Raw genomic sequence first — 12,503 nt, forward strand, 5'->3', positions numbered from 1 at the left:
TATTTATGAAAATCTTTTTCCGATAACAGGGATTTTCTTTAAATCTTGTTTATCAATAGCTTTCATTAGCCATAGTAAAAGGAAGTAAATAGCTCCTCCAATGATGATGGCAATAGTCAGATAGCCCATTGCCCACATACGAGACCAATGTGTAAAATCAAGCCAAAGCGTTGGTAAACCAACGGCTGCTCCCATTACGATGGAAGACACAATCATTTTCACCGTATCTTTTCCAAGAACAGTAAAGCGAATCATACGATATATAAAGACAGTATTCACAATAAATAACACAAAGTACACCAATAATGTTGCATAGGCAGCACCATCTAGACCGAATGCTTGAATGAAGAAGATGTTCGCAAACACCTTCAAAACAACACCACTTAAAATAATAAGAGCGCCTGTTTTAGCAGCATTCATTCCCTGTAAAACGCCCGTCCCAAGGAGTGTTAGTGATGTAAAGACCGAGCTAAGGTTAATCATGGCTAACATTAAGCTTCCCTCTAAGTCTTTAAAAAGAGCTAGATTTAAAGGCAAGGTTAAGGCTAGCAGTCCAATCGCAGCTGGCCACGATATAAGATGAGTCATACGATGTGTTTGTTCAATAATACTGCGTGTTTCATCCATTTTACGTTCAGCAAGCTTAGTAGTAATTAGTGGCACTAGCGGTAAAATAATTGATGACGCAAATACAGTCGTAATTTGAACTAATGTTAGCCCTCGACCATATATCCCATAAAGGAAGCTAATTTCACTTGCGTCTGCCCCTGCACTTCTTAACCCATATGTAACGGTAAAGGAATCCACAAAGTTAAAAAGTGCCATTGTAACAGAACCAATTGCAATCGGAATGGATATTTTTAATATAGTTTTACTATATGTGGAGAAATCCTTACTAGAATATTTCTCCTTGCTCGTTACTTTTACCGACGAACGGAAATATTTATAGAGTAAATAAACAAGTGAACCGAGTGCTCCAAGGACAGAACCAGCCATAATTCCACCAGCTACGATATCATTTGAATAATCCATCGCAACTAGGAAGTACGCAACAATTAGAATTAATGCAACTCGAACTAATTGTTCAATTACTTGAGAGATGGCAGTCGGTCGCATATCTCCAAAGCCTTGAAAAAAGCCACGATAGACGGCCATATAAGGAGCCACAAGTAATGTTAGTGCCACAATAATTAAGGCAATTTCTGTTGATGGTCCACCAAGTGCATTCGCTATCTGCCCTGAAAAACCGTAAATGATTGTAAAACTAATGACGCCAAACGATAGGGCAAGGATTCTTGCGGTTACATAAATTTTCTTTATTTTGGCAGTATCCTTACTTGAGTTAGCCTCCGCAATCAGTTTAGAAATAGCAATAGGGATACCTGCAACAGATAAATACAAAGCCACCATATAGACAGGATAGACAAGACTGAAAATACCAAGTACTTCGTCACCAGCAATATTTTGAAGTGGAATACGGAAAATACTGCCAATCACCTTAGAAAGTAATGTCGCAATGGTTAAAACGAGTGTACTTTTGACAAATGTTGATTGACTCATTTTGTTGTGCCCTGCCCTCTAAGCTTTAATGAGAAAACTTTTAAAGCAAAACGTGGAAGAACAAGCATTCTTATAAAACGACTTGGCTGGCGTAGCAGTCGATAAAGCCACTCAAGATTTAACTTTTGCCAAATGACTGGTGCACGCTTCACAGTGCCCGCGATGACATCGAAGGAGCCACCCACACCAATAAATACGCCCTTTGAAAACTTGTCTAGGTTTTCAGTAATCCATTTTTCCTGTCTCGGTACTCCTAAAGCGACAAACACCAGATCAGGTTGTAATGCTGCGATATCGTCCGCAATATGATTATTATTCCAATCAAAGAATCCATCCTGATAGCCTACAACTTCAACATTTGGATAATTCTTATGAATATTGGCAATGGTCTTTTCTATTGTTTCTTTTTGTGCACCCAATAAATAAACTTTAAAGCGCTTTTGCTGACCAACCTCTAACAATTTCACCATGGTATCATAGCCTGTTACACGCTCGGGAAGTGAATCTCCAAGGATTTGAGCAGCCTTTACCACACCGATACCATCCGCACAAATGTAGGTTGCCTGATTTAAATAGCCCTTCACAGTAGGATTTTCATTTGCCTGCATGACAACTTCAGGATTGGCTGTCACAACGAAAGTCTTTTCTTGCTGTTCAATACGATTAACAAGTAGATCTACAAACCCTTGCTGACTAATATGTAAAAAGGGTACGCCCATAATCGTTACATGCCTCATATAGTGTTCAAACCTTTCTGTAATTCCTTTTTCACTGCAATCTATCATACCATAAAAGCAATATTGACAGGAAATTTTCGATAATAGTTCAGCTATGGCTATAGGCTGCATAAAAGGGGATTCAGCGTTATAAAAAGGAGGATTCTATTGCATATACAAGAAACAAACTAAAAAATGCACTGATTTTTTTAGGAGGAAATAGTGGTGCTCATAACAGAGGGGGTTGAGTTTCTTCTATTATATAGTGTTTTATATTCATGCAATGAAGACAAAAAAAGAGTGCGAAACAATGTCGCACTCTCAGACTGTAGACAAACTCAAAAAATTTGAGAGTTTGCCTACAGTCCTTTTTATTTTACAATGAAATAAAGTAAAGCCGTTGATTTCCACTACGGGCGGACGCTTTCCGCGGGCGGGGTCGAGCTGCTTCCCTCGCTTCGCTCAGTCCAGGATCTCGACTTTCCCGCTTTTCCCGCAGGAGTCGCCGCTCTTCGTTCCCATCAACTTCTACATAAAGTACTCCATCTACATAGGGTGTTGAAAAGTAAATTCTCCATGCAGACCATTTATTTATAGATTCCACGCATGTGAAAGCGAGTGCGAATAAAGGGAAGTATGATAAAAAGGTTGTGCGAAAAGAAACACGGGCTTATGAAGAGAAGCTTCAATTAGAGTTAAATATGGAAATGACAAAAGCCATCGAGAATGAACTTCTCGACGGCTTTTGTCTACAGTCTGAGAGTGCGAAACAATGTCGCACTCTTTTTTTAGAAAATCGTAGGAAATCATTTTTTTACAATATAATCGCCATGTACCCAGCCGGTTTTGCCGTTATAGATAACCTGATACCAGGCACCATTTTTTTTGAACTCGCCTTTATCATCTACTGCACCAATAATAAAGCCGTTTGGTTTAACTGTACCTAATATAGGCGCTGTCGTAGATGGTTCACTTCGGACATTGAGCATGATGTTCATGTTGACAATCTGTAAACCATTTTCAAGTTGAACATAATCATCAAACACCCAGCCCTCTTGACCATTGACGCTTACTTTAAACCAGCCACCATTTTCTCCAAGTACTTTGAAGGATGTATCTTTAGGTAAATTCGTCATAATGGATGCAGCATCTGTAGTATTAGGATATGTTCTCATATTGAGATTAGTAGTAGCCTTTCCGATTGCCCCAGCTATATATGAATCCAAAGCATATTGCTTCGTAGGGCTTGGTAAAGATGGAGCGGAAGGCTGACCCTGATAAGCAGGAACATCAAACACTAAATTCGTTGACGTATGTGCCCCAACTAATTCATAAATATCATAAATCTTTTTCGCCTGAATAACTGCCCACATTACATGTGTAGCATATTGATGGACGGTTGGATTATCAGGATTCCAGCGCATTTTATATAACGTGTCTTGTCCTTTACTAATATACTGATCCTTGACAAATTGAGCGCCGCCAATAATCGCATCCTGTACGGTAAACCAACCATTTGTATAAGCACGCTCAGCACCAAATTTATTGGCATCAGCATCAATAGCTCCAATACCATAAGCATTATAAGTTTTCTTAATAGCGGTTAAACTGTCTCGATTTTCAGGAGTAACCATCACTGGTTTTCCACCCGTATCTAAGCCAACCTCAATTCCATTCATAAGCGCAGAGGCCCCATTAGCGGTTTCATGTAAAGCATGTGATAACAGATAGATAGCATTTACATTGTTATCGACACCCGCCTGAATAAAGGCATCAGCCATACCTGCTAAGCTTCCTTTATTAGCAAGTACCTTATCATTGAGTTCCTTGGCATTCAAATTATTAACCACAGTTGATAATTTTAAAAATTGATAAAAAGATGGGCTATCCTGCATAACGCTCTTTGGGTGTACATAGTATGACACTAGTGCGTCGCTAGCCGTAAAAATGCCAGCACCGTCTACCTTTGGATTATTGGCAGTTTGTTTATTCACCACCGAAGAATAGTCAAATGAGTAATTCGTCGTTATATATTCCTTTCCACCAGTTTCTGGTGCTTCTAAATGAAGTAAACGATAGAGAACGGTCGCTGCTTCAGCACGAGTTGTTTGGGCAAGTGGTGCAAATTGATTATTCGGCTTCCCTACAAGTAGCCCTGATGTTACGACAGCTTGTACATCAGCATAGGCCCATTTGGCGATACGAGCATTGTCACTAAAGTTAATAGGGGAGGAAGATGTATTGATATTTTGATAGTGGAGAGCTCTTTTTAACATAGCCGCCATTTCCTGACGATTAATATGTGCGTTTGGGTTGAATTTGCCCTGGTCGTCACCTTTAATCAATCCATGATAGCTAGCTTGCTCGATCACTCCATAATACCAGTCGCCTTTCTTTACATCTGAGAAGGTTGCTTGACTAGAAGTAGCTGGCAAGTTAAGTGTTCTGACTAGAAATGCTGCGAATTCAGCGCGAGTAACAGCATCGTTTGGACGATAATTGCCAAATTCATCACCCTTCATTAAATCGTTTGTAATAAGATAGTTCATTTCATGATAGGCCCAGTGCTTCGAAATATCTTCTGCTGAAGCGCTAGTAGGTGCAAGATATAGCATACCTGCAAGCACTGCCCCGTAAAGAGGAAATTTTCGTTTCATTTTTCAAGCTCCCTTCAATAGCTGATAATTGTTCTATCAAACTATCAAAAGTGTATCACAAAAAAAGGTAATCTATTATTACAACATAAGGACAGATAGAATTAGCTATTATTTAATAATGAAGAAACTCTTAAAAGTGATAGGAAAGAGGCGGAATTCGCTAAAAAACTCTAGCTATGTTTCTGTTTCTTTACAAATATAACTAAAATGTTACGGGAGTCTTTAATTTTTGACAATTTAGTAACCATTCCAGAAAATGCTTGGTTATTATGGAGAGTCAGGTATAATAGGAAATGGAACTATATGTTACCAATACAAATGAGGGTAAAATTAGTTGGAAGAAAGTAGCCATCTAGTAAGGTCCATGGTAAAAAAATCTTCTATATCTAAATTTATGTCCCAATGCTTGAATTTCGGAAAAGATAATGTTATATTATTGTAGAAAGTGAATAAGCTTACTAGAATGGTATTCTACTACTCATTTTCTAGTAACTTTACTAAGAAAATTTGCTTTAGTTTTGAATTATTCGAGAAAGCTATAATACATAAATTTAGGCAACTAATTATGGTGGTACTATAGTTTTCGTTGGAATAATATCAATTTTTAGGAATATTAGGGAGGAATAAATTAATGGCAAAGCAAAACAAAGGCCGTAAGTTCTTCGCGGCATCAGCAACAGCTGCATTAGTTGCATCTGCAATCGTACCTGTAGCATCTGCTGCACAATTAAACGACTTCAACAAAATCTCTGGCTACGCTAAAGAAGCAGTTCAATCTTTAGTAGACGCTGGTGTAATCCAAGGGGATGCTAACGGCAACTTCAACCCACTTAAAACTATCTCACGTGCGGAAGCTGCTACAATCTTCACTAACGCTCTAGAATTAGAAGCAGAAGGTGATGTAAACTTCAAAGACGTTAAAGCTGATGCTTGGTACTACGATGCTATCGCAGCAACTGTAGAAAACGGAATTTTTGAAGGTGTAAGTGCTACTGAATTCGCACCAAACAAACAATTAACTCGTTCTGAAGCTGCTAAAATTTTAGTAGATGCTTTCGAATTAGAGGGTGAAGGCGATCTAAGCGAATTCGCTGACGCTTCTACTGTTAAACCATGGGCTAAATCTTACCTAGAAATCGCAGTTGCAAACGGCGTTATCAAAGGTTCTGAAGCAAATGGTAAAACAAACTTAAACCCAAATGCTCCAATTACTCGCCAAGACTTCGCAGTGGTATTCTCACGTACTATTGAAAACGTAGATGCTACTCCAAAAGTTGACAAAATCGAAGTAGTTGACGCTAAAACTTTAAACGTTACTTTATCTGACGGTACTAAAGAAACTGTTACTTTAGAAAAAGCTTTAGAGCCTAACAAAGAAACAGAAGTTACTTTCAAAATTAAGGATGTTGAATACAAAGCTAAAGTTACTTATGTTGTAACTACAGCTACTGCAGTTAAATCTGTATCTGCAACTAACCTTAAAGAAGTAGTAGTTGAATTCGACGGTACTGTTGATAAAGAAACAGCTGAAGAAGCATCTAACTATTCTTTAAAATCAGGTAAAGCTGTTAAATCTGTAAAATTATCTGACGACAAGAAAACTGCTACAGTTACAGTTGTAGGAACTCTTACAAACAACAAAGCTGATGCAATTAGCATCTCAAATGTAAAAGCTGGCGATAAAGTAATCGATGTGAAAAACGTTGAATTCACAGCAGTTGATAACAAATTACCAGAAGTTACAACAGTTAAATCTTTAGGAACAAAATCATTGAAGCTTGAATTCAGTGAGCCAGTAACTGAATTAAAACAATCTAATTTCACATTAGATGGTAAAGCATACTTCGGTAAAGTTACTTTAGGTGCAAATGACCGTTCTGTGATTTTAACTCCATACGGCTCTGTACTTACAGTTGGGGAACACAAATTAACTGTTTCTGGTGTTAAAGACTATGCTGGTTTCGTTTCATTATCTTCAACTCACGACTTCACAGTTGTAGAAGATAAAGAAGCTCCAACAGTAACTGAAGCAACTGCAACTTTAGAATCTGTTACTTTAACATTCTCTGAAGATGTTGATGCTGAGACAATCAAAGCTTCTAACGTTTATTGGAAGTCTGGAGACTCTAAGAAAGAAGCATATGAGTTTGAAGCAATTGCTGATAACAAATACAAATTCTTCTTTAAAGAAGATAAAACTCTTCCAACAGGTAAAGTAGACATTCATGTAGAAGGCGTTAAAGACTTCTCTGATAACCAAATTGCAAAAGATACAAAAGTTACTGTAACTCCTGAGATCGATCAAACTCGTCCAGAAGTGAGAAAAGTATCTGTAACAGATGCACGTACTATTAAAGTAACTTTCTCTAAAGCACTTGATTCAAAAAGTGTTCAAGAAGTGAAAAACTATACTGTATTAAACAAAGACGGTAAAGTAGTTTCAGTTCAAACTGCAAATTTAGACCCGAATGATTCTAAAACTGTAATTATCAACCTATATTCAGACCTTTCTACAGGTGAAAATAAACTTACAATCAAAAACATTAAAGATGCTACTAAGCTTCAAAACACAATGCTTGATTACAGTGAGAAAATTGTAAAAGGCGACAAAGACGCTCCTGAATTTGACTCAAAAGTTGTTAATACAAAAGATCGTCGTGTAGTTCTTACATTCAACAAGAAAATGAATGTTGATACTTTAGTTGATTATTCAAATTATCTTGTGAAAATTGACGGTAAATTACAAACTTTATCATCTAACTTAGCTGATATTTCAGTAATGCAAAATGGTACTTCTGTAGTTATTACATTTGCTGAAACACTTGATGGAAAAACAATTGACTTTACAGGTGGCGGTACAAATAAAGCACATGTATCACAATTACAAGTACTTGGTGTAAAAGATGCTGCAGGTAACTTATTAAAAGAATTTGCAAACCCAACAAACACTGCAAATAATCTAGTTGATTTATCTACATCAACTACTTTATCTTTAGCTGATATCAACAACAAAGATTATGCTGGTATGAAAGCTGAATTAGTTGATAAGAATACAATTAAAGTTAAGTTTAATGCAGGTGTTAACTCTGCTTCTGCTGAAGCATTCTCTTACAAGGTTAATAATGTAGAGCAAGTTAAAGACGTACAAGTTGACGGTACTTCAACTGTAACACTTAAGTTCAAAGATGATGTTCTTGGAACTTCTGCTGCTAATTTAAATTTAATTGTTGATTTCACTAAACTTCAAACAAATGCTGGAAACACTGCGCCAACAGGTACTGCTACTGCTTCAATTACTGTAAATGATACAACTACTAACTTATTAGATTCTGTTAAACCAGAAATTACTGATAAAGGTGTTTACGGGGTAGATGGTAACAAAATTACAATCAATTATTCAGAAGCATTAAAAATTGATGAAATTGCTGCTGGCAACCAAGATTTAATCGATGCTGATTTCCTTATTACTCGTGTATCTGACAATAAGGAATTAAATGTTGGTCAATACGATGTTACTGTAAACGGAAATAAACTTGTAATTACACTTTCTGATGCTCGTACAGTAGAAACATATTATAAAGTAACTGTAAAAGATTCAGCTAAATATGTAATTGATAAATCACCTGCTAAAAATGTACTTACAAAATCAACTGGTGACTCTGCATTAGTAAAACCTGGTACAACATCTCTTACTGGTGTTGCTTTAAATGATGTTACAGGTGCAGGTAACAACGGTAAATCAGTATTTATATTACCAACTCCAAGTGTAGTAGGTAACACGTACAAATATTTCGTATCTACAGATAATAACGCTGTGCCAGCACCATTAGTTGGAGCTGACTTATCTGCTTGGACTACTGTTGTTAATGGTACTGAAATCACTGTTGATAACGGTAAAAACGTTGGAGTTGCTGAAGTAGATGCAGCTGGTAAAGCTGTTAAATTCGTAAACGTAGTTGCACAAAATTCTGATTATGTTGCGGCTACAAACGGTAAAGCTGTAGGAACAGTTACAATTGCTACTGATGCAGTTCTAGAAGCTATTACTACTGCTCAAGATACAAAAACACTTGCTATTACAGTTGATGGTGGCGCTGCAAAGAACCTTACTATCGATAAAACTGTAGTAACTAAAGATGCTTTCTTAGTTGCTTTAAATGGTGTTTTAGGTACAACTGCTGCTGCTACATTCACTGCTGCAGGTGAATTACAAGTTGTAAGTGCTACTACTGGTACTGCTAGTACTGTAGCATTTAGTGGAGATGCAGCAACTGCTTTCGTAGGAACTGCTGTAGCTACACCAGGAACAGATGCTAAAAACTAAGTTTTAACATAATTCAGATAACATAGGTTCGCAATGATCTGAGCTGTTACTAGAATTCAGAAATCTCCTTGAGTCTTTTGAGACTTGAGGAGATTTTTTTTGCATCAAATCATATTAGTAAATTAAACACTTACAAGTGATTTCTCTATAGCCGTTAAAGCTGATGGAAAAGAATCAATAACTTACCTGACTGGTACTAACACAGGTAACGTTCCAACAGGTTTTACAGTTACAAGTGGTTTAACAAAATGTACTTACTAACACTCTAACTACATTTGATATCACAGGTGCTGCTCTATCTGTTGAAGCTGGTTCAACTGTAACAGTTTACTTACACTCCAACTGCTGGTACACTTGTTGCTGGTAATGCGGTAGTGGATACTGATGGTTCTTTTGCATGGCCTGCTGATGCGCCTTTAATTGCTGCAACTACGTACTATGTTGAGGTAACTGACGCTGCAGGTAATAAATCTGCAATTCGTACTGCTGTAACAAAAGCATCTTAATAACTAAACGAATCGTTACTCTATAAACTGAAGCATCCATTGAAATGAGTGGAACTGAAAACCCCATGTTTTGCTTTAAGAAATAAGTATGGGGTTTTCTTTCTATCTGCAACTTCCATTTGCAGGTAAAAGTCCTGTTCTTGTAAAATAGTCAGTCTACAAGTACCTAATCCTCCTGCATCCAGTGCTGTGCTGAATGACACAAAAGGAATGTAGTCAGGTGAAGTCGTATCTGGTGGTACCGGGGCGAGATTCTTTAAAAGATTTCTATGGTTAGGCAAACGAATCCATGTAGGCAGGGTAAGTTAGTGTATGGTGCGAAATGAAGCTACTATAGACGTAATGCTATAGTTGGCGATCGATGAATTGACTGCTATACCGGTCGTTCTTACTCCTGGATAGTGGAAACCTAAGGAAATCAAAATAAGGGATGGAAGTAGTGGACGTTTGAAGTCTTGTTAGAAGAGGTGTGTCAGCACCAGTGAGGCTAATAAGATGGCAGCGGGTTTGTAGTAGTGTGGATTGCTAGCAGTTTGGACTTGTATGGTAACATAAGAGAAGGGTAAAACTAGCAGGAGCGAAGAAACCCAGTCAGTGGTAGATCTATAAGAAACTTATTTCCCTAAAACTTCTTTCTTTTAAAAGTTAAATTCAGAGACAATCATCTTATATGATTGTCTCTTTTTTTATTTTATATTTACTCAATGAAAGAAAGTAAACTTTGGATAGAAGAATGCTCATTCTAGTTAATATAGAGCGATTCCTTGTAATGTTTATTTATTTTCTTATCTTACCCAATGTTATTTGCTTTTTTAGTACAATCCTTCTGTTAATAGACTAATAACTATGCCATAGAAAACTCTTAAAAGTTTAACTCCTAAAAATGCTTGAATAACTTTAATGAAAAAAGGAGATGAATAAGTAAAAATCATTAGGTAGGTTTAATATGGAATTTTATAAAGAAAAAGAAATCTTTTGCTACAGTTGCCGTAAAAAAACTATATTTACTTATAAAGATATGCATAAAAAGAACGGGGTAGATAGCCATTGTAGTGAATGTTCTGGTATTTGGTTTGAATGGCAAAATAGAGCTGTTGAGAGGGAAATGGAAAAGTGGATTGACTATAATAAACAGCTTATCAAATGACCAATAGGTTGTTTACCAATATTTAATCGAGAAGTTTATAGTAGAAGCTCTGTAAAGAAAGTGTCTGCAGAGCTTTTTTATTATGGATATAATAAGCCTCTTGATAAAAATATTTTATTATTTTGTCTAGTTAAATGTATTAAGTCTAATAGTAATATATAGACATTCTAGAAATGGAAATACTAGTCCTAATAAGTTTAATCATATTCTATTAGTTTGGACATGAGAAAATAAAAACTATTGATGAATACTGGAAGAGTACGGATATTTATATCTCTTCAATAACTATAAAAGTATTGAATGAGTATTTAGTATGTTTAAAATTAGAAAATAAAGCAGTGGCAACTATAACCAAATATAAATGGATACTGGAATGCTTCCTACGTGAATATAAGGTTCCGCTGAAGGATATGGTCTCAGAGAATGTTAGAGAATGGATTAATGATTTTTCGATGCATAAAAAACCAAATACAATAGCGCTTGTACATGCAACACTATCATCCTTTTTTCAATTTTGTTTTGATGAAGAATATATAGAAAGGGTGAAAAAAAACATTTGAGACCTCAATTATCTAAATCACTTCCTAATTATTTAGATGAGTATGAGTTTTCTCGTATTAAACTTATCTCTGAACAATTTTCAACTCGTGATAGGTCTATTATTTTATTTCTTCTTACATCGGGTTGCCGTGTCTCAGAAATGTCAGCATTAAATATTATCAATATTAATATGGACAAACATACAGCTGAAGTAGTAGGGAAAGGTAATAAAATTAGAACTACCCATTTTTCCTTAGAATGTGCCATAGCATTACAAAATTATTTACAGGCTCGGACTTGTGATCTAAAAGAGCGGCTATTCATGAATAAATTTGGTGACCGTCTTTTAAATGGTGGAATAAGAGGTGTTCTAAAAAAAAGTGGGTAAACAAGCAGGACTTGAAAAAATTTTCATCCACATTGCTGTAGACATACATTTGCCACCAATTTGTTAGCAAGAGGAGCAAACCTTCAGTTTATAGCGGATGAAATGGGACATGCTGATTTAAATACAACACGTATCTATGCACAAATACCATTGGAAGATAAGAGATTAAAATATAAGAATATAATGGGGTGATTTCTATGAATCAGGAAGTTTTACAAGCCTTCTATGATGATAATTGTAATCAGTTCAGCTCTGAAACAATTCGTTCTTATAAAATTTCACTCTCACAATTTTTTTTCGGAGATTGAAAAAAATATGATGAAGTAAGGGCAAAGGATATACGTAATTGACTGGCAACTCTAAGTGTAAAAGGGTTAAAAATACGTAGTATTCAACTGAAACTAACTGCATTAAAATCATTTTATCAATATTGTATTGAAGAAAACAAGATTACTCATAACCCCACTAAGAAAGCAGAAAGCTAGAACGATTAATTCTTAAGACAAAACTTAAAAGGATTGAATCTATTATTGCACTTAGCTCAAGCCTTTTATTTATTCGCAGCAGGGTAATCATTTTCATCTTTAACTAGAACAATGCTATCATCAATTTCGTTAGAAAAACTAGTGTTGCGATTCCCATTAAAAAAACTAAGTTTCAGTGCT

Annotated in this window: 6 protein-coding genes and 2 pseudogenes; 5 read left to right on the plus strand and 3 right to left on the minus strand. The window is 36.1% G+C overall.

From position 1 onward, the window contains the following. Window positions 1–3: 3 nt before the first annotated feature. Both AC3CH7_RS22370 and AC3CH7_RS22375 read right to left on the minus strand, forming a co-directional pair. Window positions 4–1,560 (minus strand): putative polysaccharide biosynthesis protein, encoded by a 1,557-nt coding sequence (locus tag AC3CH7_RS22370; RefSeq protein ID WP_031418529.1) that lies wholly within the window; start codon window positions 1,558–1,560, stop codon window positions 4–6. Continuing rightward, window positions 1,557–2,297 carry a WecB/TagA/CpsF family glycosyltransferase gene (locus AC3CH7_RS22375; RefSeq protein WP_031418530.1) on the minus strand — a complete coding sequence of 247 codons (741 nt, stop codon included), beginning with the start codon at window positions 2,295–2,297 and terminating at the stop codon, window positions 1,557–1,559. Before AC3CH7_RS22375 ends, AC3CH7_RS22370 begins: the two co-directional genes overlap by 4 nt. Before the next feature lie 548 nt (window positions 2,298–2,845). Between AC3CH7_RS22375 and AC3CH7_RS22380 the strand changes: the two are divergent. After that, a pseudogene (locus tag AC3CH7_RS22380) lies at window positions 2,846–2,983 on the plus strand (IS5/IS1182 family transposase); the annotation flags it as partial. Window positions 2,984–3,082: 99 nt separating this feature from the next. Here AC3CH7_RS22380 and AC3CH7_RS22385 read toward each other — a convergent pair. Beyond that, complete coding sequence (locus AC3CH7_RS22385; RefSeq protein ID WP_012292790.1) at window positions 3,083–4,933, minus strand: S-layer homology domain-containing protein; 1,851 nt, start codon at window positions 4,931–4,933, stop codon at window positions 3,083–3,085. 631 nt (window positions 4,934–5,564) lie between these two features. Between AC3CH7_RS22385 and AC3CH7_RS22390 the strand changes: the two genes are divergently transcribed. The 4 genes and pseudogenes from AC3CH7_RS22390 to AC3CH7_RS22405 all read left to right on the plus strand — a co-directional run bounded on the left by AC3CH7_RS22390 (window position 5,565) and on the right by AC3CH7_RS22405 (window position 12,030). Beyond that, on the plus strand, window positions 5,565–9,257 hold the full coding sequence (locus AC3CH7_RS22390) for an S-layer homology domain-containing protein (protein ID WP_488381896.1): 3,693 nt from the start codon (window positions 5,565–5,567) through the stop codon (window positions 9,255–9,257). A gap of 374 nt (window positions 9,258–9,631) precedes the next feature. Beyond that, complete coding sequence (locus AC3CH7_RS22395; protein WP_488381897.1) at window positions 9,632–9,763, plus strand: hypothetical protein; 132 nt, start codon at window positions 9,632–9,634, stop codon at window positions 9,761–9,763. Between the two features lie 946 nt (window positions 9,764–10,709). After that, window positions 10,710–10,910 (plus strand): hypothetical protein, encoded by a 201-nt coding sequence (locus AC3CH7_RS22400; RefSeq protein WP_416277914.1) that lies wholly within the window; start codon window positions 10,710–10,712, stop codon window positions 10,908–10,910. A gap of 556 nt (window positions 10,911–11,466) precedes the next feature. Continuing rightward, window positions 11,467–12,030 (plus strand): annotated as a pseudogene (locus AC3CH7_RS22405) (tyrosine-type recombinase/integrase). Window positions 12,031–12,503 lie beyond the last annotated feature (473 nt).

It is taken from the genome of Lysinibacillus sp. F12 (genome assembly GCF_057773605.1).

Coding starts and splice junctions, on each gene's coding strand:
- AC3CH7_RS22370 (WP_031418529.1), bottom strand. CDS start 1,560: ATGAGTCAATCAACATTTGTCAAAAGTACACTCGTTTTAACCATTGCG.
- AC3CH7_RS22375 (WP_031418530.1), bottom strand. CDS start 2,297: ATGAGGCATGTAACGATTATGGGCGTACCCTTTTTACATATTAGTCAG.
- AC3CH7_RS22385 (WP_012292790.1), bottom strand. CDS start 4,933: ATGAAACGAAAATTTCCTCTTTACGGGGCAGTGCTTGCAGGTATGCTA.
- AC3CH7_RS22390 (WP_488381896.1), top strand. CDS start 5,565: ATGGCAAAGCAAAACAAAGGCCGTAAGTTCTTCGCGGCATCAGCAACA.
- AC3CH7_RS22400 (WP_416277914.1), top strand. CDS start 10,710: ATGGAATTTTATAAAGAAAAAGAAATCTTTTGCTACAGTTGCCGTAAA.